The organism is Citrobacter sp. Ce119 (genome assembly GCF_030334525.1).
Classification (GTDB): Bacteria; Pseudomonadota; Gammaproteobacteria; order Enterobacterales; family Enterobacteriaceae; genus Citrobacter; species Citrobacter europaeus.
In genome coordinates this window covers 836,810-856,400 of record NZ_JAOWDR010000060.1, presented here as the reverse complement: position 1 = coordinate 856,400, position 19,591 = coordinate 836,810, and the positions used below count along the sequence as shown (strand labels likewise).

35 protein-coding genes and 2 pseudogenes are annotated in these 19,591 nt (G+C 46.4%); 11 read left to right on the top strand and 26 right to left on the bottom strand.

The genetic code is table 11. The annotated features are described in order from the left end of the window. Positions 1-331: 331 nt before the first annotated feature. Positions 332-872: pseudogene (locus OGV80_RS24375) on the top strand (cytochrome b). A 372-nt stretch (positions 873-1,244) separates the two neighbouring features. On the opposite strand, the gene OGV80_RS24370 reads toward OGV80_RS24375, so the two are convergent. From OGV80_RS24370 to OGV80_RS24345, 6 genes are all read right to left on the bottom strand, one after another. Further along, a complete protein-coding gene (locus OGV80_RS24370) occupies positions 1,245-1,418 on the bottom strand; it encodes a GnsA/GnsB family addiction module toxin (protein ID WP_001100119.1) in 174 nt (57 codons plus the stop codon). A gap of 204 nt (positions 1,419-1,622) precedes the next feature. Next, on the bottom strand, positions 1,623-1,853 hold the full coding sequence (locus OGV80_RS24365) for a hypothetical protein (protein ID WP_000756041.1): 231 nt from the start codon (positions 1,851-1,853) through the stop codon (positions 1,623-1,625). A 73-nt stretch (positions 1,854-1,926) separates the two neighbouring features. Then, on the bottom strand, positions 1,927-2,115 hold the full coding sequence (gene ymcF, locus OGV80_RS24360; RefSeq protein ID WP_057069020.1) for a cold shock small protein YmcF: 189 nt from the start codon (positions 2,113-2,115) through the stop codon (positions 1,927-1,929). Between the two features lie 10 nt (positions 2,116-2,125). Then, positions 2,126-2,338 (bottom strand): cold shock protein CspG, encoded by a 213-nt coding sequence (cspG, locus tag OGV80_RS24355; RefSeq protein ID WP_000066494.1) that lies wholly within the window; start codon positions 2,336-2,338, stop codon positions 2,126-2,128. Between the two features lie 378 nt (positions 2,339-2,716). Next, positions 2,717-2,872, bottom strand: coding sequence for a DUF2514 family protein (locus tag OGV80_RS24350; protein ID WP_080625038.1), 156 nt, complete (start codon positions 2,870-2,872; stop codon positions 2,717-2,719). A 70-nt stretch (positions 2,873-2,942) separates the two neighbouring features. Then, positions 2,943-3,113 carry a hypothetical protein gene (locus OGV80_RS24345; RefSeq protein WP_167394263.1) on the bottom strand — a complete coding sequence of 57 codons (171 nt, stop codon included), beginning with the start codon at positions 3,111-3,113 and terminating at the stop codon, positions 2,943-2,945. Between the two features lie 135 nt (positions 3,114-3,248). On the opposite strand from OGV80_RS24345, the gene OGV80_RS24340 reads away from it, so the two are divergent. Then, positions 3,249-3,422 carry a YnfU family zinc-binding protein gene (locus OGV80_RS24340; RefSeq protein ID WP_218116983.1) on the top strand — a complete coding sequence of 58 codons (174 nt, stop codon included), beginning with the start codon at positions 3,249-3,251 and terminating at the stop codon, positions 3,420-3,422. A gap of 75 nt (positions 3,423-3,497) precedes the next feature. Here the strand turns inward: OGV80_RS24340 and OGV80_RS24335 are convergent, their stop codons facing one another. From OGV80_RS24335 to OGV80_RS24315, 5 genes and pseudogenes are all read right to left on the bottom strand, one after another. Beyond that, a complete protein-coding gene (locus OGV80_RS24335; RefSeq protein WP_080625037.1) occupies positions 3,498-3,728 on the bottom strand; it encodes a hypothetical protein in 231 nt (76 codons plus the stop codon). Further along, a complete protein-coding gene (locus OGV80_RS24330; protein ID WP_181231323.1) occupies positions 3,725-4,249 on the bottom strand; it encodes a DUF2514 domain-containing protein in 525 nt (174 codons plus the stop codon). The genes OGV80_RS24335 and OGV80_RS24330 overlap by 4 nt, the downstream gene beginning before the upstream one ends. Next, positions 4,228-4,776 (bottom strand): lysozyme, encoded by a 549-nt coding sequence (locus OGV80_RS24325; protein WP_080625035.1) that lies wholly within the window; start codon positions 4,774-4,776, stop codon positions 4,228-4,230. The genes OGV80_RS24330 and OGV80_RS24325 overlap by 22 nt, the downstream gene beginning before the upstream one ends. Beyond that, a complete protein-coding gene (locus tag OGV80_RS24320; protein ID WP_003832349.1) occupies positions 4,748-5,026 on the bottom strand; it encodes a phage holin in 279 nt (92 codons plus the stop codon). Before OGV80_RS24320 ends, OGV80_RS24325 begins: the two co-directional genes overlap by 29 nt. Before the next feature lie 155 nt (positions 5,027-5,181). Further along, positions 5,182-5,370, bottom strand: a pseudogene (locus tag OGV80_RS24315) (hypothetical protein). Between the two features lie 343 nt (positions 5,371-5,713). On the opposite strand from OGV80_RS24315, the gene OGV80_RS24310 reads away from it, so the two are divergent. Then, a complete protein-coding gene (locus tag OGV80_RS24310; RefSeq protein WP_162835200.1) occupies positions 5,714-5,884 on the top strand; it encodes a YnfU family zinc-binding protein in 171 nt (56 codons plus the stop codon). Between the two features lie 412 nt (positions 5,885-6,296). Here OGV80_RS24310 and cspE read toward each other — a convergent pair whose 3' ends face one another. Further along, positions 6,297-6,509 carry a transcription antiterminator/RNA stability regulator CspE gene (cspE, locus tag OGV80_RS24305; protein ID WP_005127641.1) on the bottom strand — a complete coding sequence of 71 codons (213 nt, stop codon included), beginning with the start codon at positions 6,507-6,509 and terminating at the stop codon, positions 6,297-6,299. A 535-nt stretch (positions 6,510-7,044) separates the two neighbouring features. Here cspE and OGV80_RS24300 point away from each other — a divergent pair. After that, complete coding sequence (locus tag OGV80_RS24300) at positions 7,045-7,257, top strand: KTSC domain-containing protein (RefSeq protein WP_286502929.1); 213 nt, start codon at positions 7,045-7,047, stop codon at positions 7,255-7,257. 315 nt (positions 7,258-7,572) lie between these two features. Here the strand turns inward: OGV80_RS24300 and OGV80_RS24295 are convergent, their stop codons facing one another. The 13 genes from OGV80_RS24295 to OGV80_RS24235 all read right to left on the bottom strand — a co-directional run bounded on the left by OGV80_RS24295 (position 7,573) and on the right by OGV80_RS24235 (position 13,625). Beyond that, the gene (locus OGV80_RS24295; RefSeq protein WP_286502928.1) at positions 7,573-8,388 is read right to left on the bottom strand and encodes an antitermination protein; all 816 of its coding nucleotides are present in this window, start codon (positions 8,386-8,388) and stop codon (positions 7,573-7,575) included. 41 nt (positions 8,389-8,429) lie between these two features. After that, positions 8,430-8,753 carry a RusA family crossover junction endodeoxyribonuclease gene (locus OGV80_RS24290; RefSeq protein WP_286515843.1) on the bottom strand — a complete coding sequence of 108 codons (324 nt, stop codon included), beginning with the start codon at positions 8,751-8,753 and terminating at the stop codon, positions 8,430-8,432. After that, positions 8,746-9,054 carry a Ref family recombination enhancement nuclease gene (locus OGV80_RS24285; protein WP_286502926.1) on the bottom strand — a complete coding sequence of 103 codons (309 nt, stop codon included), beginning with the start codon at positions 9,052-9,054 and terminating at the stop codon, positions 8,746-8,748. Before OGV80_RS24285 ends, OGV80_RS24290 begins: the two co-directional genes overlap by 8 nt. Positions 9,055-9,202: 148 nt before the next feature. Continuing rightward, positions 9,203-9,382, bottom strand: a complete 180-nt coding sequence (locus tag OGV80_RS24280) for a hypothetical protein (RefSeq protein ID WP_080625029.1) — start codon at positions 9,380-9,382, stop codon at positions 9,203-9,205. Between the two features lie 132 nt (positions 9,383-9,514). Continuing rightward, the gene (locus OGV80_RS24275; RefSeq protein ID WP_080625028.1) at positions 9,515-9,751 is read right to left on the bottom strand and encodes a DinI-like family protein; all 237 of its coding nucleotides are present in this window, start codon (positions 9,749-9,751) and stop codon (positions 9,515-9,517) included. Positions 9,752-9,884: 133 nt separating this feature from the next. Then, positions 9,885-10,262, bottom strand: a complete 378-nt coding sequence (locus OGV80_RS24270) for a GNAT family protein (protein ID WP_286515842.1) — start codon at positions 10,260-10,262, stop codon at positions 9,885-9,887. Further along, positions 10,259-10,480 (bottom strand): hypothetical protein, encoded by a 222-nt coding sequence (locus tag OGV80_RS24265; protein WP_286515841.1) that lies wholly within the window; start codon positions 10,478-10,480, stop codon positions 10,259-10,261. The genes OGV80_RS24270 and OGV80_RS24265 overlap by 4 nt, the downstream gene beginning before the upstream one ends. Continuing rightward, complete coding sequence (locus OGV80_RS24260; RefSeq protein WP_095715887.1) at positions 10,477-11,139, bottom strand: DUF1627 domain-containing protein; 663 nt, start codon at positions 11,137-11,139, stop codon at positions 10,477-10,479. The genes OGV80_RS24265 and OGV80_RS24260 overlap by 4 nt, the downstream gene beginning before the upstream one ends. 13 nt (positions 11,140-11,152) lie before the next feature. Next, positions 11,153-11,608, bottom strand: a complete 456-nt coding sequence (locus tag OGV80_RS24255; RefSeq protein ID WP_286515839.1) for a replication protein P — start codon at positions 11,606-11,608, stop codon at positions 11,153-11,155. After that, positions 11,592-12,686 carry a DnaT-like ssDNA-binding domain-containing protein gene (locus tag OGV80_RS24250; protein WP_095715889.1) on the bottom strand — a complete coding sequence of 365 codons (1,095 nt, stop codon included), beginning with the start codon at positions 12,684-12,686 and terminating at the stop codon, positions 11,592-11,594. The genes OGV80_RS24255 and OGV80_RS24250 overlap by 17 nt, the downstream gene beginning before the upstream one ends. Then, positions 12,683-12,925 (bottom strand): DUF4222 domain-containing protein, encoded by a 243-nt coding sequence (locus tag OGV80_RS24245; protein WP_286515838.1) that lies wholly within the window; start codon positions 12,923-12,925, stop codon positions 12,683-12,685. Before OGV80_RS24245 ends, OGV80_RS24250 begins: the two co-directional genes overlap by 4 nt. A 12-nt stretch (positions 12,926-12,937) precedes the next feature. Then, on the bottom strand, positions 12,938-13,414 hold the full coding sequence (locus OGV80_RS24240) for a toxin YdaT family protein (RefSeq protein WP_286515836.1): 477 nt from the start codon (positions 13,412-13,414) through the stop codon (positions 12,938-12,940). Then, entirely contained in the window at positions 13,401-13,625 is a 225-nt protein-coding gene (locus OGV80_RS24235) for a Cro/CI family transcriptional regulator (protein WP_087052715.1), read from the bottom strand. The genes OGV80_RS24240 and OGV80_RS24235 overlap by 14 nt, the downstream gene beginning before the upstream one ends. A 74-nt stretch (positions 13,626-13,699) precedes the next feature. On the opposite strand from OGV80_RS24235, the gene OGV80_RS24230 reads away from it, so the two are divergent. From OGV80_RS24230 to OGV80_RS24200, 7 genes are all read left to right on the top strand, one after another. After that, positions 13,700-14,104 carry a helix-turn-helix domain-containing protein gene (locus tag OGV80_RS24230; protein ID WP_286515835.1) on the top strand — a complete coding sequence of 135 codons (405 nt, stop codon included), beginning with the start codon at positions 13,700-13,702 and terminating at the stop codon, positions 14,102-14,104. Positions 14,105-14,703: 599 nt separating this feature from the next. Further along, positions 14,704-14,898, top strand: a complete 195-nt coding sequence (locus OGV80_RS24225) for a hypothetical protein (protein ID WP_151225604.1) — start codon at positions 14,704-14,706, stop codon at positions 14,896-14,898. After that, on the top strand, positions 14,891-15,076 hold the full coding sequence (locus OGV80_RS24220; protein WP_044711810.1) for a hypothetical protein: 186 nt from the start codon (positions 14,891-14,893) through the stop codon (positions 15,074-15,076). The genes OGV80_RS24225 and OGV80_RS24220 overlap by 8 nt, the downstream gene beginning before the upstream one ends. Positions 15,077-15,373: 297 nt before the next feature. Further along, the gene (locus OGV80_RS24215) at positions 15,374-17,257 is read left to right on the top strand and encodes a RecE-related exodeoxyribonuclease (RefSeq protein WP_502874000.1); all 1,884 of its coding nucleotides are present in this window, start codon (positions 15,374-15,376) and stop codon (positions 17,255-17,257) included. After that, positions 17,254-17,487, top strand: coding sequence for a hypothetical protein (locus OGV80_RS24210; protein WP_286515833.1), 234 nt, complete (start codon positions 17,254-17,256; stop codon positions 17,485-17,487). The genes OGV80_RS24215 and OGV80_RS24210 overlap by 4 nt, the downstream gene beginning before the upstream one ends. A 56-nt stretch (positions 17,488-17,543) precedes the next feature. Then, positions 17,544-17,804 carry an excisionase gene (locus OGV80_RS24205; RefSeq protein WP_049016044.1) on the top strand — a complete coding sequence of 87 codons (261 nt, stop codon included), beginning with the start codon at positions 17,544-17,546 and terminating at the stop codon, positions 17,802-17,804. Next, positions 17,782-18,861 (top strand): tyrosine-type recombinase/integrase, encoded by a 1,080-nt coding sequence (locus tag OGV80_RS24200; protein WP_105179588.1) that lies wholly within the window; start codon positions 17,782-17,784, stop codon positions 18,859-18,861. The genes OGV80_RS24205 and OGV80_RS24200 overlap by 23 nt, the downstream gene beginning before the upstream one ends. Positions 18,862-19,252: 391 nt before the next feature. Here the strand turns inward: OGV80_RS24200 and OGV80_RS24195 are convergent, their stop codons facing one another. Continuing rightward, entirely contained in the window at positions 19,253-19,591 is a 339-nt protein-coding gene (locus OGV80_RS24195; protein ID WP_043016684.1) for a YebY family protein, read from the bottom strand.

The following is a 19,591-nucleotide window of genomic DNA, read 5'->3' as shown; positions in this document are numbered from 1 at the left end:
TTGGTGATTGCCGCACACCCTTTGTGTCGGCATGGGCGTTTAGCACGTGCTGGCATCGGCATAGTCCTGTTTGTTGGATACAAATTGTGTAATAGGCGGAAAGTAAAAATGAACCAGTAGTTGATTGAAAGTTCTCATAAATAGCGAGAATCTGCGCGGTTCTTGCCCCGTAACATCAAGGATTATCAGAAAGAAATAAAAATGAGAATTATTATCAAAGCATTCAAGTGAGATCGCTGGAATAACAAACTCTTAATCTCTCAACAAAAATAAGGATTTGTTAAGCTTCATGATTTATGGTCGATGTAATACACCGTTTGAGGCAAGAATAATGGTCAAATTCTCAAAACTTCAGATTCGCTTACACTGGCTAACCCTGATATTAATAGCGATAACCTATGCAGCTATGGAGCTTCGTGGCTGGTTTCCCAAGGCAGTAACACCTACCTTCTCATGAAAGAAACACATTACAATGTTGGGGTGTTTGTCTGGTTTTTAATGATAATGCGATTAATTATTAAACAAAAGTATCATGATCCAGCTATCACTCCCCCCCCCCACCAGCCTGGCAGATGATGGCTGCTAAAATAATGCATATCCTGCTGTACATTTCTTTTTTGGCTCTACCATTATTAGGTATTGCAATTATGGCTTACGGTGGAAAGGACTGGAGTTTCTTAGGTTTTAACGTTGCATCGTTCGTTACTCCTGACGGGGAAACAAAATCACTTATCAAAGATACTCACGAAACACTGGCAAACATCGGATATTTTTTAATCGCAGCGCATGCTGGTGCAGCGTTATTCCATCACTACGTCCAGAAAGATAACACTCTTTTGAGGATGATCCCTGATTGTAACGATAAGAAATAAATACAAATTTTAATGTTTAACATTACAGCAGGCACTCAGTGAGTGTCTGCTGTAATGCCTGCTCAGTCAAGTTGAAGCACACCGTGTTCTTTTGAATCAGAGAATGCAACCAACCCAGTGTATTCGGGGATAGTGTTCCGTCATCAGCATCAAATGCTGAAATGGTTGCGTGAAGAATCAAAAATGCTCCAAATCCCGCGCCGCTGCTGCCCCTCGATGGTCAGAATCGTCAAGGAGGACCCGTTAAAAGGTAAGCAGAAAATCTATGGTTAGAAGTGAAGGCTTTGACAACGTTCTAAATTTTATGACAGAAATAAAAAAGCATTACCTTTCAAGATAATGCTTTTTCACTCGAACTGAGTCTTATAACAATTAGATTAATGTGATTTTAATATCATAGCTTTCAAGCCCAGTCATTTTTTCACGAGCATTAAACTGGATATCGGAAACTTCTTTTCCTGTCTTTTTTTTGAGTTCAATAATTTTTTTTGTGATGAATTCAGAAATATCCGCTTCAGTTTTTCTTTTTAAATCTTCGACGTTCATTGTTTACCTCTCTTGATCTCTAACGTATCAACGCCAAGCATGCTACATTCCCCGTAGAGCACTTGTATAAGCGCTGATATGTTTAAAAGATAGAATAGAAAGACTCAATTATCAATAGTTTGCAGTACAATCTTCATATAAAGGAGCTCGCGACCACACAAACCACTGTACTAAAATCCGGGTCGGTCACGAAACAACCAGATCTCATTTCAAAAGCTTCGATGCTGCCTCGAGGATCTCTTCTGAACTGACATCACGATCAGAGGCTACATAAACTATTTTATGGTCTCCTGTCAGAGATGGAAATCCCGCTGACATCACGGGTAGGTGTGCTTTTTCCCCATTGGGAAACTCGCGCATTATCGTAGTAATACCTTTCATTACGGTTACAACAACTGCAGGTTCTGCATTAAAAAAAACGATGACTTTTTTCATAATTTTACCGTGATGTCTCTTACAGAGATTGTCGGTTCAGCATACAAAAAAGGCTCCATAAGGAGCCTGAAATTTATTTTCTGAATTCTAAAGAAGACTGACCAGAACGAATGTACAGTGCAATATTATCAAATGTAATCATTGTTGATTTGCAAAAAATACATTTTGCTCCGAAAGGATTTTTTTCAGTAACATCAAAGTTTGACGTTCGGTACTGAGATCCGTGGCAACACGGACATCTGAAGTGAATATTATTAGTAATAACAGTTACCTTATACAGCCACGACATTAACTGCCGTGGGGCCTTTAGGTCCCTGTTCAACACTAAATTCAACTTCCTGATTCTCATTCAGCGTCTTGAAATCATTACTCTGGATAGCAGAGAAGTGAACAAACACATCTTTACTGCCATCTTTTGGAGTGATAAAACCAAAACCTTTTTCAGGATTAAACCATTTAACTAAACCAGTCATTTTATTAGACATAAACATTACCTTTATTGAGTAAGCCCTTGGGCAGAATGGTCCGAAAAAAATTATCAGAGAGAAAAGCTAACAAGGAAATCTCAACAGGAACAAGGAATAAAATTATTACAGCGACTGCTTCAGATAAATTCGTTACAAACCAGACATTCATTAACGCATGATTAACCAAACATAGCAAGGTTTAGTTTTGTAAGTAAATCTCAGTGGGTTTTGACCATAAAAATTAATTTAAATAGCTTAAATCGAAAATTATGTCATGCTGCGTAAGACCTTTATCTATCACCCTAAGTTGTCAGGGATTTTGACTCAAGGAAGAGTCGTATTTCTTTCATAGTAAAAATTTACAAATTTATCCACGAAAACCGTCAACATCTTAATTTATAGATCTATTATTTTTTCTCTACGATTCATTGTTAGTATTTTTACGGACTCATAAATCCGCTCACATGTCATTCCTGCCCGGTAGTTTTCATCAGCGCGCTCAGCATTGTATCGAGCTTCTTCTGCCAGGCTTCCTGGCATGTCTACGAGCATTGCAGTGTCATGACGGATGGAAAGTTTTGTTGATTCGTTAGTTATCGAGCTGTAGAACGCTATGCTCTAGCTACTCGGAATAGGCAATCAGCCCGGTGTACTCAGGGATAACCTTGCCATCATCCGCTTCGAACTCAGGGATTGTTCCGGTAGTGATGGTGTATTGTGGCTGGCCATCTTCTTTTGCGAAGGCCGCCAGGTCTTCAATCTGCTTAGCTGTAAGAACTACTGTATTGCTCATTCCTCAGTTGTTAAAAAGCCCCGCTACTGCGAGGCTTGATTGATTATCGCTAACGATTACATCGTAACGGTTATAAAAGAAGCTATTAGCCAACATGTGGTGTATGGTTGTTAACCGCCCACCAGGACAATCAACATGTCGATACTCAAAGATATCAAGATGCGTACTTTACGCCATGTGAAAAGTACTTGTCCTCATTGCTCCCGCCAGTCAATGCACAGTCTGTCGAGAATAAAAAACAATATAACGTTAATTTGCCCCTTCTGTGGAAACATCTATCTTCCATCTGAAAGCAAACCAATAAAGTAACTGATTGAATACCAAATAAAACCCATACTCTCAAAATGTGGCAAAGCAGACATAACCTTTTATTGTTGTTCTCATTTAAGAGAGTGTAACACCCAGAGTGGAGAGGGATTTTTTCTTCTCCACAATACGGCGGTCAAGTTCAGTCACTGCATGCGGGCGTATGGCATCAAGAAAGGCGTTATCCTGATAGGTAGACTGGATTGTCACACCAAGTCCGGCACCACTTTCCAGTATGCTTTTCTGACGCTGTAGTTCTTTTATATCGTTATTGAGGTAATACGCTTCACTTAGGTTTTCTGCGTTCATCGTCTAACCCTGTTGTTGTTTGACTGCCTCACTGAGTCGTAAATGCGCTCACACGTCATTCCTGCCCGGTAGCGTTCGTCAGATCGTTCAGCATAATATCGAGCTTCTTCTGCAAGGCGTCCAAGCATGTCGGCGAGCATTGCGGCGTCGGCTCCGGCTGTTTTGCTTCTGACGGCAGTGGCAAGATTTGCGGTATGCTTTGCGGCGTCCAGGAGGGTGGCAAGCTTTGTTGCTTCGGTACGCAGCTGGTTAACAGTGGCAGACAGGCCAGCAGCAGTGGCAGCAGATTTAGCGGCTTGCGCTTGTGCATCTTTTACAGCCTCATCACGGGCAATTATGCGCCCTTGCTCAATCATGCGGGCGGCGGTCTGCGCGTTCGCAACCTGCGAAGACTTAGCACTATCACGTTCCGCCCATTTCTTTTGCCAGCCCCGGTCGCTCCAGACATTTCCGGCAATAAACGCACCAGCCAGCAGTAGAAACACAGCAAATGTTTTACTCACTGGCCTATCCCCCAGCATGTCAGAGCGCTTTCCTGGTCTCTTCGATCAACCTGTCCGTAGCAGCCGCTTTTCTGGCCTTTGGTCAGACGACAGTCGCGGCCACCGTCTTTAATCCACCAGCGGATCGCTTCACAGGCACCTCTACGGTCGCCCGCATTAATTCGCTTATAGAACGTAGATGGGAAACATTTTCCGGGGCCGATGTTATATGGGCAGAAGGACGCGATCCCGGCTTTCTGTGGTTCGGTCAGTGGTACCTTGATATTTCGCTCAACCCACGCCAGCGCCTTGTCGCGTTCTATGGCGTTCACCCGGGCGCATTTCTCAGCAGACACCTTCATACCATGCTCTACTGGCTTACCATCAACCATTGTGGCGCCACGGCAAATAGTCCAGATTCCGCCGCCGTCGCGATATGCTTTCAGGCTGTTACCCTCTTTCTCATCCAGAAACTGATCGAGAATTACGGACGCGGAAGCCCCCGCAAGAATCAAACCAACGACCGCTGCGCTCAGTTTATTCTTCAGCTTTGGTGACATTGCCATTAAGCCGGTCCTCCCTTTCCTTTTTCCTGTAGTACCAGTTCACTGCACAGGTGATAACAGTACATGCGATACCAACAATAATTGCCCAGTCGCTCAGGCTTAACCCTGCAATTCTGTCGGCCAACATCCAGGACACCTCTTTTGCTGTTTTTGCTGTTTCGGCATATGCCTTCGCTGATACACCGCAGCCGGTCAGCGTGGTTCCTGTTCCATATGAAAGTCTGCTGTAAATGGTGCTCATTCTGGTCATAGCCCTACCTCCGATTTTTCGGATGGTGTTGTGTGTGTTTGAAAAGGGTCAGGCTTCACGGGCTGGATTTATTAACAAAGCACGTAGTGGATGCTTCCCGTGAGCCTGAAATAAAAGAGGCCACCATGCGGGAGCCTCAAAGTAAGTCCGATTGTCTAGTTTGGTGGAGTGAGTGGCCCTTCTAGGACCTCTGCCTCACCGTTATGGCAAGTATCATCACCTCTGGTCAGATGCCATACCCCTGTAACGACTTTCCCCGTATCCAGGTCATCTACAGTGTCGTTCGTCTAATAGGCCACCTGTACAACACCTAAATGGTGAATCCAGTAATACCCTTCCTTCATATCGCCCCCAATAACTAAAAATTATACTGTAAAGGAAAGCTCATATGCTGTTTGTGCAAGAAAACACAGCGGCCAAGAGTGAGACGTCCCATTAGTTCACTGTCAGTTTTCTCAGAGAGAGGCATTCTCATACTCACGTTTTTTACGAGACTTTTTCTAGTGCTATTCACCGCTCAACACTATCTTCTCAGTGACTCATCACAATCAATCTATACGCGTTATCTTACTAATGGCTATATCAATTCAGTCACCGATATTTTTATCAGCCCACATATTTTCACAAAATTAAGATTTCCTGGGCAAATTAAGGTAAAGTTGAAGTCCATCCATCAAGGAAAAGCCTATGTCAGAACGTAAAGACTCTAAATCACGCCGTAACTATCTTGTCAAATGCACCTGCCCAAACTGTACCCAGCAATCTGAACACAGTTTTTCAAGAGTACAAAAAGGTTCCCTTTTAATCTGCCCTCATTGCAATAAAGTATTCCAGACAAATCAAAAAGAAGCAGCCTGAATCTGTTTGAGATACCGTTTCTCGCACAGAGTCACTACCATCTGTATTTTAAGATTGATCAAGCTACAGATAATAAAAAACCCGCTGGCTGCGGGTTTAGTATTTTCATATTTAATGAATAGCAATTATGGTGATATCTGGGAAAACCATCCCCTTGCGTACTTTATCGTGTAAAGCAAGCAGTCAGTCTCTACCGTTATACTTTTCGTGCAGTGAACCTACACTCAACGACAATGGTCAGCATACTTTCTCATTCGAGATTGAGATGAAATATGCTTACCGTTACCTTTAATGCCGGATCAGTAACATTTTAACTCTACTGATCCAACAATACTTCCATTACTTCTGTCAGTATGTCTACTCAGGTCTAAACCGTCTTCGTTATCGCATATTAGTTTAAGTTCAGAAAAAATCAGGCTGCAACAACGTTTTCGGCTGAAGGCCCTTTTGCACCAGCAGTAATACTGAACTCAACTTTTTGGCCTTCATTCAGTGTTTTAAAACCACCACTTTGAATGGCAGAGAAGTGAACAAACACATCTTTGCTACCATTATCAGGAGTAATAAAGCCAAAACCTTTAGACTCATTAAACCATTTTACTAAACCAGTCATTTTATTAGACACAGATCATTCCTTAAATTCTATGTAGCCTTACGGCGAAAAGGTTTTCGCACACAATCTAATTAGTAACGATAAGAAGGCTCAAAAGGAAGGATTATCAGTGGATAACGCTTGAGATGAGAACTGCTTTACTAAACCGCTTTAATGGGTCTGTGTACCAAAACAACCACTCATTAATCACACAACCCACAAACAATAGCAAGTTATTTTTTATTAAATTGTTCAGAACATCTTAGAAATGGATGCTGTGACAGCATAATCAGTGATTTTTTTGACCTCGATAACATATGAGTGATTGTCCCCTTTATGAACAGAAACAGAATACATCATTTTTATCAAGCACCTATAAAGAACTTTCAATCACTCTGAAAAAATCCAGTAACGAGGTTTTGTTCTATGTTTTCGTAGTCCAGGGAATTGGTGGTAACAAAGGAAATTATTTAATCCAACCAAAAAAATATTTACAAAACTATGCAACTTTTATTTCATACATGTGTATTATTAGGTAAAGGAAATCAGAACTTTCAAAGGAGAAAAAATGCAACGACAGAAAATGATATCATCAAAAATAAAATTTGTTGGTTACTACCCATTAGAAAAAATCCTCGAGATAGGATTCGTTAACTCTTCAACCTTCCAGTACGTTGGTGTCCCACAAAGCATCTATAATTCTTTTCTAGCAGTACAATCTAAAGGTCGTTTCTTTGATGGCGTTATTAAAGGTAAATTCTTGTGTCGTAAAACCGGATGATTCAAGAAAACTACTCTTACTTAATTCCTGAAAGTCGTTTTTATTGCTTCCGGTTGTTGGTGTCCATTTGCACAGGAGGTTGATATCCCACAGAACACTATTCTCATCAACTTCATACCCGTCATTAAAATGAATCTTTGCAATACGGGAATGCTTACAATTTTCGAGTTCTTAGAAAATAAAACCCCGCCCAGGCAGGGTTTCAATGATTAATTTCGTGCAGGCGCTATACCCCACGATTCAAATCGTACAGGACAGAAGTATGCAAAGTCAACACTATCATGCGAAAACTTGTCGGCATCTGTTCCGATCGTATTAATTACTGGTTACTTTCTCAAATTCTGATGATGCGTGACGCTCTCCCTTGTGCAATACATCAACAAGCATTTCATAGAATGGTTTCCAGTTACGCGACCATGAGGACTGATGGAGATCCGGGAGGCGTTTCAGAATGGTTCGGTGTACCGTCGCAGAGGAGATAGCAGAGAATCCATTACCAGAGCAACGTTCACACGTTTTGAAAACCGGTGCGCCCCGCTCTTTAGTCGCTTTACGGTCGAGTACCTCCCCCTTTCCACCACAGCGGCATCGGGCGCTTATAGCTCCCTTCCCTTCGCAAACGTCACAAACAGCGGGCACAATCTCTGTAACCTCTGTCCACTGCTCCCAGTCTGACGGACGAACGGCTCGCGAACGGCTGGCCCAATACGGCGCTTTACCCCACGGGTAAGATACTTTGCGCGTGGTCTCTGTGCGATATGTTCTCCCGCTACCGCTGCAACTGTGACACATCACGCTGGCTGCAGCCGAACGGGAGTATTCAGCAAAGGCAAATTGCGCCAGCATCAGCATGCACCATTCGAACTCACCACCGGCTGCTTTGCGCACGTTCTTTGGTGCTGTCTTCATCGCATGGCGCGCCAGCGCCTGTACAGCCAGTTGTTCATCCGATTTACTGATACCCGCCTTACCAAAGAACGCCGCCAGACCGAACCGCGCGCGGCTGCTGGTCGTACCGATGGCTACCATAACATCGGTCCCGGTAATCCGATCGGGAGAAGTATCTCTCACACTATCTGAGATGTGCATACTCTGTGGGCTGAAGTGTTTAAGCGAAGATTCCAGTTTCATTATTCGCCCCTCTCAATTGATTAAATTAAAATCTGTCTGGTTTAGCCCCATGCTTTTGATGCCCGAACATCCCATATATGAGCATCATTTTCGTAAATGGCGTCCATCAGGGCTTTTATCATGTTGTCAAAATCAGGTTTTACCTGGTGTGGTTTACCGTTGAACTCAGCCTGTTTCTTTTTGCTCCAGCTCGCTGGCATCGGAAGAATGAAGGTGACATGCGAACCGCTTTCCGGCAGTTCAACCCGCTTCAGACGAACCTCATCACAGAAAGCACGGTAACGCAGAACCTCGGGGCGATTTTTCCATGTGTCAGCGCGCGTCATTCTGGGCTTGTCGACAGGCGTGATTTTATATTCAGGCATGAGTCGATTCCCCCAGTTCATAGAGAACCTGCACCAACAACTCTGTTTCAGTACCGTAACTGTCTTCCCATAACTGGCGGCCAGCATGAATGGCTACGCCGTGTCCGCCCTGGCGGTGATGGATTGGGCAAAGAGGAATAACTTTGAAATAGTCAGCGCGCTGGCCAATTCCCTGACCAGTTCGGATGTGATGTATCTCTGCTGGGGTTTCACCCAGTTTCAGGTTTTTGCAGACAATACAGCCCAGCCCGGCTACGCGGGAAAGGTGGAGTTTTTCAGATTTATTTTTTGATCTACTCATGCTGAACCACCAGCACGAACAAAGACACCGCTCACGGAGAAACGGTGTGATTGGGATATTTCAGCTTTATACGCCATCGCTATTTTCCGGTTGGCGCAGTGTGACTCAGTGGGCTGTTCAGACCCGTTTTTGAGTATAACCCAACATATCAGGCATCTGAAACAGGAAGACCAGCTTTCTTTCTTGCTTCATCCAGTGCCCGCAACGACGTAACAAATTCATCTTTGCGCAGCGCGAATCCCCTTTCTACCCTGCCCTTTACGATATAAATCAGAACCGGGCCAGTATGCTCCGGCAGTCCGGGAATTAAATCATCCGGAATTTGCATGAGATGCCCCTTGCGGTGATATCCACACCGTTAAGCCAACGGAAATTGCTTCTTAGCAGCAGCGCGGCGTGCAACGAGAAATTTAGCAATCAGGCGTAACAAATGGCGGCCAAGGCTGCCTTCGAGGGGTGATCAGTTAAAAAACCATTCATCCGCACTTTCCCACGTTTCCTGCAGGATTTCTTCAATACGTTTTTTATCGCTCTTATCGCCTCCGATGACACTTAATCCATCAGAACCGGTTCGACGTATCGTTAATTTACAGGCTGAATAGTCTTGGCTGATTCGACGCAAAAGTTCCTTTTCAAGCGCTGGCACAGCTCCTTTCGGAAGCTCCTTAGTGCGATCAATTGTAATTTCAACTTTCATGATTCCCTCCGCCTTGAGCCACTGTACATTCATACAGTATACCTATTGAACCTCATATTCAAGTGGTTAATAGCACTTTTCGCCAAAGCCATGCCGTTGTATACACTAAGTTTTTCCGAATATTCAGAACTTATTAATTAAGAAGGTTGAAGCGGAATGAGCAAGAAAAAACCCGCCGAAGCGGGTTGTTAGTATGAGTGCGTTGAGGATAGCCGTTTGTTTTTGGCAGCAAAACGGGATTAGCTAACTTTGCCTCCAGTTCTGCTATGCGCTTCTCTGCGGCTTCCAACTTGGTCTCTGCCCGGTTCGCACGCTCGCCCTCAGATTCTGCTAACTGGTGGTAATGCCACTTTTCCCCTTCGTATGCGCTGGCGTAGCCTTTTTCTTTCTCCAGCTCATCCAGCAAGCCTTTAAGCTCATCAGTCGAAAGGTGCAAAAGCTTTACCCCGGATTTAAGAGCCGTATCGAGATAGTTGCGCATACGCAGTACCTGTTTGTTGAGTGCTGTCATTGGGCCTCCTGGCTAACTTTTTCGACAAGTTCAATCCATTGCGGCTCCAGCCGTTCTTCGGCCCGCTCCCGGCTACCAGCCGGACAATCCAGCTGTACGCGGTGGCAGTTGTAGGGGCATTTCAGTCCGCCGCGGTGCCAGCCGAACTGGTCTTTTTTAAATGCGTATTCCGGCGAGTTTCCACAGGTCGGGCAGCGTGGTAATTCAGACCGTTTCATTGCGCCAACTCCTGCATCAGCGCCCCGTGCTTGCGAATGCTACGAACGGCTTCACGAAGTTTTTCCAAGTTGGCCAGCTTCGCTTTCGTGCGGCGAATCTCACTTGAGATACCGCGTACCGTTGGGATCAGCAGATCGTCAGGACGGCTGACGAAAGCGGGGATTTCCCCAACAATTTCAGTGACAGATTTTTCTGGTACCGGTGGAGTTGATATCTCCGGTTCCCGCTGTGCAGAGCTTTTGTTTTTCACTGGCCCAGCGGCCGGCACCGAATAAACAAACTTACTGCCCACTTTTTCGCGGATGATCCGCCCTTTTGTCATGTGGTGGGTCAGCATTGGCGCCACACGTTTTGACTCAATACCTGCCAGTGTTGCCAGCTCAAGGGATGTCTGTGGTCCATGTTTCGCCAGTAATGCGATGACGTCGCTGACTGATACACTTGCCGGCGCTTTGCTGACAGAACTGATCACTTCAGGCTGTGATTTAACTTCCCCGGTAGCAACTCTCCAGTACCCGTTAGCCTGAACAACCTCGTTACGTTCTTCGTGTTCACGCAGCATCCCGATCACCGCCGCAGGCTCAATTTTCATGCGCGCCGCAATTTCACGGGCAGTCGCTTTTTCCATCGCTTTCAGTACGTCTAAAATGGTTTCCATAAAATTCTCCTGGTTAAATTAAGCCAGCCGCTTTACGGCGTTTGTATTCTTCAAGCAGCTGCTGCGCGGGTGTCGGTCCTGCCGGATGAAGTGGCGCCGCAATCTGTTTTCTTACCGGAGGGATCTGTTTGCCGTCCTCCAGGTGTTTTTCCCACTTCGCCAGTTGGTCCGCTGCCAGTCTCTCCAGCTCGGGTTGCGTCATTTGTCGCTCAACCCCAGTTCGGCGAAGTTCAGTGCAAATCTGGTACAGGACCGGATTACATTCGCGGGCAATGAAATATTCCTCAGTGCTGGCGTAACGGTAAGATTCGTTGCGCCAGTTCCTGTATTCCGCCATAACGTCCGAAACCTTCAGTCCAAGCTTCCCACCGTCACAGTCAGCCACCAGCGTCACGAACTCAGCCAGGTCAGGTGGCCATGAATTACCCGCTGCACAGCGAGCAACCACCGCGTTACAGACGCTCGTCATCCGGTCGCTGGTCAAATTCCCAATCTGAGCAATCCATAGGTCCGACGGAGCCGATCCGTTTTTGGTTTCCCATCGACTGGAGTAAATTTCCAGCATGAGAACCCAGAACTTCCAGGCCTTCTCCTCGAGCGCGGAGTTGTGCAGCGCGTGCTGCGCGTGCTCGCTGTACAGCTGCGTTTGCTGTGGAGTTTGGATCCAGTCCTGCATGTGAGTTACCTCGCGGTTTAGTGGGTTTGGCCTGTTGCAGGTGGCGGGCAAATTTCTGCTCCCACTGCGACTGGTAAAAAACTTTGTTCTCTGGTTGCCAGTAGGCAATGAAGCTGTTCAGCTCGGCTCTGAGGTTCAGTCCATCCGGGATCGTTATGCCCCAGAATCCAACGCGCTGGCGGAAGTCAGCCGACGGTTTCCAGTCAATGGTCATTGGGACCTTCCCAAATGACTCTCCGGCGGGAAAATTCATACCAGGTTGTCCAGGGTATTCAGGAACCGGGTTGTTATTAACTGGTTCGACCTCTTCCCCTCGCGTGTTATGTGTGGGGTTTAATGACGGATCAGGTTTTAATGACGGATCGGGGTCAATTTTTGGGGGGGTTAAATCGCTGTTTTCACCAATTTTTGACCCCTCAATTTTTGACGGGTCAAAATCTGCCCCCTTACTATCCTCTTTTAAGGGGCCATTATTTGACGGGTCAAAAATTGACGCCTTATCTTCCTTCCCTGCTGGCAGGCAACGGGAACCTTTCTTTTGGGCTCTCTCTTCCCGTATTTTTTTACGCCCCTCTGCTGCCGCTTCTTCAAGTTTTGCGATATCAATCTGATAAACATTTGTCAGATTTCTGCCGCCCAGCTTGCGTTCTGTTTTTTTAATCCAGCCGCCCTTAACAAGCTCAGCTAAAGCAGTTTTTATTGTCGTATCGCTTTTAGCGCCGATCTCAATCCTGAGCGTCTCAATCGCTGGCCACGATATGCCGTCAGCATTGCTGTAATCAGCCAGGCGGGCCATAAGCGCAACGCGGGAAATTCCCAATCCAGCAGGAGCGCATCCTTCCCAAACAAGACCGTGTAATTTGCTGCTCACGACTGCACCTTTCTAAATTTCAAATCAAACTCTCTCCGGCCTGTCTCGCAGATGTCCTGATAACCTTCGTATCGGTACATAACCCGAAGATGAGAAACTCTCATTACCGTCACCATGCGTCCGCGTTCGTTGCGGTATTTCGTCCCCGGAATCAGTTCAGCGCTGCGATCGACTGTCTCCGCCGGTACTCTGTGCTTCATCGCTTTTTTCATGCGGTTTACTAATTCCAGGGCAAGCATGGGAGCCTCCTGTTACACCACGTGCGGGCTGATATGTTTAAACTGGATGCTGACGCCGGGAATGAGATCGGCCAGCGCCTGAATTGCCTCTGCCGTTTCTTTGCGGATTATCTGCATTGGCTTACCAGTCAGCACCGCGCTGGTCGCCTCGATGCACTCACGGTTCGCAATGGCCACCAGGTTATGTAAGTCATGCTGACCAGCCAGCTCTGCATCCATCGCAGCTCTGATTGCTGGCGCCAGCGCAGCTGCCTGACCACGATAATTCGGCGTGTCATTTCGAAATGCCCGCTGGATGATCTGCGTGTTGTTATGCAGGCGGCGCGCATACTCTGACGGGTCGACGATATCCGCTAGGCTGTCCAGCAAATCACCGTAGTGATGCGCTGTAATCTGCGGGACTATCTTTTTCCAGCCCCCTTTCCTGCCATCCTTCATCGCCCACTCTTCCAGCTCAATGGCCAGCAATTTGATCTCATTGATTTTCATCGTTCAATTTTCTCCCTTTCTTTGCTTTATCCTGGTTTTCATAAAACAACGGGTCATATTTCAGAACTCCACCTGTTAGACGCTCTAACCTAACTGCTCGCTTTTCAGGAATGGCGCTCCCCCATCGGGTGACCGCGACCTGAGAAATGCCAAGCGCTCGCGCAACGGCAGCTTTGGAGCCAAAAAACTTAATCACTGTCTCTGTGAACATGCGTCCTCCGCATAACTAATGTTAGCAAAATAAATACTAACAAAAGTTATGTCAAGTTAACTTATATTAGGCTTATGAAAATTGAAACTTTGAGTGATCGCATTGCCGCCCGGCGCAAAGAGCTTGGACTAACGCAGCAGCAGCTTGCTGATCTGGTTAAGAAGTCCAGCGTTAGCGTATTCAAATGGGAAAGCGGCCAAACTGAGCCAAAGGGGAAAAGTCTCTTTGCTTTAAGTACTGCGCTGCGCTGTTCTCCGACCTGGTTACTTTTCGGTGATGAAGAACAAATCCCCACTCCAGTGGAGTCACTTCCTACGGCGTTAGATGAACGGCAGCAGCGTCTTTTAGATTTGTTTGATTCTCTTCCTGAGTCAGAAAAAGAGTCCTACCTCAATGAGTTAGAAGCAAGAGTTGATAATTTTAACCGCCTCTTTGAAGAACTTCTAAAAGTTAGAAAATCCCAAACAAATAAAAAATAGCAAGTCAGTCAATGACTTGCGTTTTTTTACACTCCGCAACTTAACTTTTGTTATTTTACCCTTGCCATTTAAATTACCTTTAGTTAACCTCATGTCATCAAGTAACCACACGCAGTGATTACTCAGAATCAAAATGTTCCGCTTACCCTGGCGATACAGGGGAAAACAGATTTGAAGATTTAACGCAGCACAGGTGTCTTCGGGAGGGGGTATGGGCTGGAGTGACTACCAGCATCGACAGCTCTATCCGACGAAACGGAACCGTCTAACCCGCAGTTGTCGGCGAAAAGTACCGTAGGGGTACCAGCTGGTCACTGGTCCCCGCCCGAAGATACCTACCACCGCGCCTGATGTGGTTAAAAGCAGGCCAAAGCAATAAGAAGTAGAACCCTGTTCTGGCGGCCCGGTGTTTTCCCGTATGAGTCCGATAACCGCCAGCTTTTTCAGGGAACAACATGCAAGCGCACTCCTTCATTTACCAGTTATGGGTGACAGGTGTGAAACAAGCGGAGTGCACTTGCAGATGTGATTAGTTGCTGTGTGTGCCGCGTGGTCTTTGCCCATCTCCCACGATGGGCACCTTTTTTACCGGAGGGTTTATGAAAAATTCACAGCCAGTTATACCGGACGGGGATCCCGATGTGGAAAGCTCAGTAAGTAATTTTATTCATCAGTTAACCGTTCCTGCATTTCGCGACCGCCTTACAGCTGAACTTGAGGCACTGTACGAACAACAGAAGGCAGCTCTCGATCACACAGAATCTTTACTCAGGATGGTGCGTGCCAATGGTTAAATTTACCAGCGAAGATATTGCCCAACGTACAGCTGAAGCTGAATATAAAAAGGCTGTGGCTGATATAACTGGAGTTCAGAAATACAAAGATGAAGCGGTGCTGGATATGTGCTTCATCAAAGTAATGACCAAAATAGTTAACGACCAGAGGGTTAATATTAGCGAGTTTCTACGCTGACCTTTTATTTACCCCCTTCGATAACTTCAAGCAATTAAGAGATTTTTCATTTATGCCTTAACTGGCAGGGCTAACTACATCCATCAATGATGGCCCTGTCATAATCAGCCATGCAGGGAGGGTAAGTGACACTTGAGTGCTGTCCGTATTGTAAAAAATGGAGTTCTGTTGACTCCATGTATAAATCAACAAAAAGAATGCATAAGAGAGTTGTGACTGCTTATTTCTGTAACCTTGAGCATGCTATCTCCTACAAAAAAATTCATGAACCGCGGCGCTGTAATTTAAGCAGAAGCAATGCGCGCCATTCACATAAACATTATTGAGGCTAATATGACAACTGGATTAAAAAAGTTTGGTGGGAGATTCGAACCGAAAAAAAGTGCGCTTGAAAAAGATAGTACGCTTCCGGTTTATGTTGCTTTTAAACAAACCAAGAATAAAACAATAGCAAAAACATTACTGCATGCGGATTTTATACAGTTCGCGCCAGATTATGCTGATGATTATTTTGCTCCCAAGGTATGGGAAGCAGCGGAAGGAATGTTCTGCACTGTTGAAGGGCAATTCTATACCGACCTCTTCACCGGTGACATTATCTGGAATGCTGAAAAAGGCGAACCAGAGCTCATTATGATTGAACCAGAGCTTGCTGGCGATAATGAACAACTTAATGCTGGCGCGCCGGAAGAGAAAATGAAGTCGGTGAAAGAACTTGATGTACTGGCCCGTGCATACTGCCTCGCGGTGTTTGGTGCCATTGATGAAATCACCCCTTCTCAGTATGGTCAGTTAATCGACATGCTGAATGATGATGAATATAACTCTTTACGTGAACAGGCGGAGGCTATCGCCAAAGAATCCCGCGTTCTTGCCCTGCTTCCTGAGAAACAGACCGAATGCCTGGCCTGGGTACGTCAGAAGGCCCGCAACAATGCGAAATGGCCAGACTATAAAAACCTGTTTTCCAAATGGCTGGACACACCAGCGGATAAACGTGAGCCAGTAAAACTTAAAGCTGGCGAACCTGAAACCGGAGACGAGACTCACACCGAATCTGGCTGCACGCTCGGCGGCGGTAACGTAACCGATCGTGTCCTTCCACATACGCTGGCAACCCTGCGCCGCGAGGTCTGCATTGGTATTCTGGGTATTGCTATGGATTTCGATATCTACGAGCTGCCACATGCCGTTCATGATCGCGCAAAAAAAATGGAAGAAACCGGTACTGATGAGCGATTTACCGCGTGGTGGAAACAGTTACGCCGCACGCCCGGTATTCTGGATTTTTCCCGCGCAGCTATTATTGCCCTCATTAAATCCTCTCCGGAGGATATCTACCGCGATCCGGTAAAACTGCGCGAATACATCAATAAAAACCTGACTGAGTCAGATCACGCCAATCCGGGTCCACTGATTGTTGATATCGCCTGCGGCCGTACATCCGCCCCCCTGCCACAAAAAAATAATGAGGTGGTCCTCAATGATCAATCCGAACAGACGTTACCGAACGAAACTGAAATACCAGCAGTCTGCCCGTCTCGCGCTGCGGAACTCGACAGGGAACTGGATGCAGCATTTGCTAATAGCGCCTCAAATGAGGGCGAAAAAACGGAAGTGACCGAACAGGAAGATGACCGGCCACTTCTGGATGATCATGAAATTGAGATTGCCCACGCTCTGAATGACCTGCTTTCCGGACGTACTGACATTATGGGCAAAGAAGAAGCAGAAGGCGTTGTGGCATGCACTGGTCATATTATCGCTGACGTTCTTCCTCTGCTAATCATCGATATCGCCACCACTGAATTTTGTCTGTCGCCCAATTTCAGCGACGAAGAAGTTCACGATGTGGCAACGACAATTCTTGATGGCTGGTCTGATGATGCCGCCGTACGTCAGAAAATCGCCCTCGACGCGATCGTGGAATATCGTCGCCCGGAACCGCCAAAACCGGTGGTGATGGATCCTCCCGTGGTTACCGTTAAGCCGAAAAAGGAACCAGAAACAGTATTTGCGCCAAAACCAGCCCCGATGGCCCTCACCTACCGCCAGCAACTGACGCTCGCAGCTCTGCAGGGGATGTGTGCTAACCCGGCATACCGCGGCGATTTTGACGAATTGCCGCACATGGCCGCAGCGTTGGCCGCTGGGGTTATAAGTGCGGAGGCGGAGCAGTGACAGAGAACTTAACCGGCGATGAAGCCCTGACTCGCTCTCTGCACGTCTGTGATGAAGGGCGAGACTGGACAGCAAGACTCGTGTGGATGATGGGGGATCGTAAGCGTATCAGCGAACATGCCCATTCTTTACCGCCAGCACTACCACAAATCGTAAAGCCAACGATAAAGCCGAAAGCCAGGAAAAAGCAGCGCCGGGTTAAACCAGCGGTAAACCTGACTGATTTTTGACAATCAACCTGCGCCTGCTGCGTCACGTATGATCGCAGCTGGCTATCGAGGTGCATATGAAACTTTTATCACTCGAGCGCTGGGCGGAAGAACGCTATGAAGAGCCTCCGCAGATAGGAACCCTCAGAAAATGGGCGCGTAACGGTAATATTTACCCGCCTCCGGAAAAAGAGGGAACAGAGTACAAAGTCAGGCCCGATGCCATTTTTATCAGGCCAAACAAATACTGTAAGACTGTTAACACAAATCAGAGCAGATACCCGTTAAAAGGGCGATTGATAGAGAGGATTATCGATGGCGAGGCCGGACAAGTATGACGCTAATTTGCCTAAGAATCTGACCTACCGTAAAGCCAGGAAGTCATATTCCTGGCGCAATCCCGTCGACGGAAAAGAGATATCTCTGGGTAAAATTTCGCGCAGGGAAGCGATCGCCCAGGCCATCGAAGCAAATCACTACATCGATAAAAATTACACTCCAATCGCCCTACTCGAACAGCTGAAAGGTACTAATGAATACACCATGGCCAACTGGCTCGATCGGTACGAAATTATCCTACAGCGACGCAAGCTGGCGGCCAATACTTACAAAGTTCGCGCCGGGCAGCTGGCTACCATTAGAGAATACTTTGGCGTAATGATACTGGCCAGCATAACCACCCGCGATGTGGCCGAGTTTATTGAGCGCTGGACGGAGTGCGGCAAAACAACAATGGCAGGAACCATGCGATCAGTACTATCTGATGTTTTCCGTGAGGCCGTTGTGGAAGGGCGTGTTGATTCCAATCCTGTTGACCCCACTCGAGCACCGAAAATTAAAGTGCTGCGCGAGCGCCTGGAATATGAAATGTTTATGACCGTTCGTGCTGGTGCAGAGCGAATGCCAGCATGGTTCGGCCTTGCGATGGATCTCGCCCTGGTCACCGGTCAGCGACGTGAGGACGTCGCCCGGATGCGCTTCAGTGACATTAAAGATGACCGACTGTACATCGAACAACAAAAAACCGGGTCTTGCCTGGCTATCCCACTTTCACTGACATTGAAAGCATCCGGCCTTAGACTGTCGACCGTCATCGATCGCTGCCGGCTTGTCAGTCGATGCGATTTCTTGATAAGCCCTGGGATCAGAAAAAACAGTGAAGATGGAAGCATAAACCTGGACAGTCTGACAAAAGGTTTTGTGAAAGCACGAAATTTTTCTGGTTTAAAGTTTTCAGAAAACCCACCTTCATTTCATGAAATTAGGAGTCTTGCGGGAAGGATGTATGAGAAGGAATTTGGGAAAGATTTTGCGCAAAAACTACTGGGGCACAAGTCAGAAAAAATGACTGAGAAGTATCTTGATACGAGAAAAAAAGAGTATGTGCTGATCTAATTTTTCTTCGTAAATGAATTGTGAATGTTAAAAATGGTGTGGTATAACGAATAAAGACCGAATATTGGAATTCGGACAAATTTCGGACATTTTCGGACATGGAGTCCTAAGTAACTGAAATTAAAGCCAGATAAAAAGAGACCGAATACGATTCCTGTATTCGGTCCAGGGAAATGGCTCTTGGGAGAGAGCCGTGCGCTAAAAGTTGGCATTAATGCAGGCTAAGTTACCCTGCCATTTAAGAATAGATGACAGCGCCAGGTTTTCCAGTCCGCGACTAAAGTGGCCTGAAAAAAAGGACGATTGTCACGCACCCAAACGTAAAAACCGCAAGTTCTCCTGAGAGATCCTTGCGGTTTTTTATTGGAAATCAGAGTGCTACATCTGACAATTAGCAGAGCTTTTCTGCACGCTCCACAAACGGCGCCAGGCTCATTTTTTCGCCCGGTTTCGCCGGATCATCAATCTGGATAATCTCGATCGGCTTTGCCGTGGTTTTCCCGCTCTCCACCTGCTGTCTGGCGACATCATTTAACGGGTATTGCACCAGCGTACTGGGATTGATGACATACAGCGCGTTACCCGGACGGCAGGTCAGCATCACCTCTTCCCGATTAAACGCCCACTTATCTTTACCAACCTCAAAACGGCTGACGGTGATGACCTGTGGCGCAGCCAGTGCGGCCCCGGAGCTTGCCAGTAGTACTAACGAGATAATGATTTTTTTCAT

Coding starts and splice junctions, on each gene's coding strand:
- OGV80_RS24280 (WP_080625029.1), bottom strand. CDS start 9,382: ATGCAAATTCCGGATGATTTAATTCCCGGACTGCCGGAGCATACTGGC.
- OGV80_RS24325 (WP_080625035.1), bottom strand. CDS start 4,776: ATGGCAATGTCACCAAAGCTGAAGAATAAACTGAGCGCAGCGGTCGTT.
- OGV80_RS24235 (WP_087052715.1), bottom strand. CDS start 13,625: ATGTTCACAGAGACAGTGATTAAGTTTTTTGGCTCCAAAGCTGCCGTT.
- OGV80_RS24350 (WP_080625038.1), bottom strand. CDS start 2,872: ATGCTCGTAGACATGCCAGGAAGCCTGGCAGAAGAAGCTCGATACAAT.
- OGV80_RS24300 (WP_286502929.1), top strand. CDS start 7,045: ATGCAACGACAGAAAATGATATCATCAAAAATAAAATTTGTTGGTTAC.
- OGV80_RS24370 (WP_001100119.1), bottom strand. CDS start 1,418: ATGAACGTCGAAGATTTAAAAAGAAAAACTGAAGCGGATATTTCTGAA.
- OGV80_RS24270 (WP_286515842.1), bottom strand. CDS start 10,262: ATGACAGCACTCAACAAACAGGTACTGCGTATGCGCAACTATCTCGAT.
- OGV80_RS24265 (WP_286515841.1), bottom strand. CDS start 10,480: ATGAAACGGTCTGAATTACCACGCTGCCCGACCTGTGGAAACTCGCCG.
- OGV80_RS24365 (WP_000756041.1), bottom strand. CDS start 1,853: ATGAAAAAAGTCATCGTTTTTTTTAATGCAGAACCTGCAGTTGTTGTA.
- OGV80_RS24200 (WP_105179588.1), top strand. CDS start 17,782: ATGGCGAGGCCGGACAAGTATGACGCTAATTTGCCTAAGAATCTGACC.
- OGV80_RS24330 (WP_181231323.1), bottom strand. CDS start 4,249: ATGCTGGGGGATAGGCCAGTGAGTAAAACATTTGCTGTGTTTCTACTG.
- OGV80_RS24205 (WP_049016044.1), top strand. CDS start 17,544: ATGAAACTTTTATCACTCGAGCGCTGGGCGGAAGAACGCTATGAAGAG.
- OGV80_RS24275 (WP_080625028.1), bottom strand. CDS start 9,751: ATGAAAGTTGAAATTACAATTGATCGCACTAAGGAGCTTCCGAAAGGA.
- OGV80_RS24225 (WP_151225604.1), top strand. CDS start 14,704: ATGAAAAATTCACAGCCAGTTATACCGGACGGGGATCCCGATGTGGAA.
- OGV80_RS24260 (WP_095715887.1), bottom strand. CDS start 11,139: ATGGAAACCATTTTAGACGTACTGAAAGCGATGGAAAAAGCGACTGCC.
- OGV80_RS24285 (WP_286502926.1), bottom strand. CDS start 9,054: ATGAGTAGATCAAAAAATAAATCTGAAAAACTCCACCTTTCCCGCGTA.
- OGV80_RS24335 (WP_080625037.1), bottom strand. CDS start 3,728: ATGAACGCAGAAAACCTAAGTGAAGCGTATTACCTCAATAACGATATA.
- cspG (WP_000066494.1), bottom strand. CDS start 2,338: ATGTCTAATAAAATGACTGGTTTAGTTAAATGGTTTAATCCTGAAAAA.
- OGV80_RS24230 (WP_286515835.1), top strand. CDS start 13,700: ATGAAAATTGAAACTTTGAGTGATCGCATTGCCGCCCGGCGCAAAGAG.
- OGV80_RS24340 (WP_218116983.1), top strand. CDS start 3,249: ATGTCGATACTCAAAGATATCAAGATGCGTACTTTACGCCATGTGAAA.
- OGV80_RS24255 (WP_286515839.1), bottom strand. CDS start 11,608: ATGACGAGCGTCTGTAACGCGGTGGTTGCTCGCTGTGCAGCGGGTAAT.
- OGV80_RS24310 (WP_162835200.1), top strand. CDS start 5,714: ATGTCAGAACGTAAAGACTCTAAATCACGCCGTAACTATCTTGTCAAA.
- OGV80_RS24345 (WP_167394263.1), bottom strand. CDS start 3,113: ATGAGCAATACAGTAGTTCTTACAGCTAAGCAGATTGAAGACCTGGCG.
- OGV80_RS24290 (WP_286515843.1), bottom strand. CDS start 8,753: ATGCCTGAATATAAAATCACGCCTGTCGACAAGCCCAGAATGACGCGC.
- OGV80_RS24295 (WP_286502928.1), bottom strand. CDS start 8,388: ATGAAACTGGAATCTTCGCTTAAACACTTCAGCCCACAGAGTATGCAC.
- OGV80_RS24320 (WP_003832349.1), bottom strand. CDS start 5,026: ATGACCAGAATGAGCACCATTTACAGCAGACTTTCATATGGAACAGGA.
- OGV80_RS24220 (WP_044711810.1), top strand. CDS start 14,891: ATGGTTAAATTTACCAGCGAAGATATTGCCCAACGTACAGCTGAAGCT.
- OGV80_RS24215 (WP_502874000.1), top strand. CDS start 15,374: ATGCGCGCCATTCACATAAACATTATTGAGGCTAATATGACAACTGGA.
- OGV80_RS24195 (WP_043016684.1), bottom strand. CDS start 19,591: ATGAAAAAAATCATTATCTCGTTAGTACTACTGGCAAGCTCCGGGGCC.
- OGV80_RS24245 (WP_286515838.1), bottom strand. CDS start 12,925: ATGCTTGCCCTGGAATTAGTAAACCGCATGAAAAAAGCGATGAAGCAC.
- OGV80_RS24240 (WP_286515836.1), bottom strand. CDS start 13,414: ATGAAAATCAATGAGATCAAATTGCTGGCCATTGAGCTGGAAGAGTGG.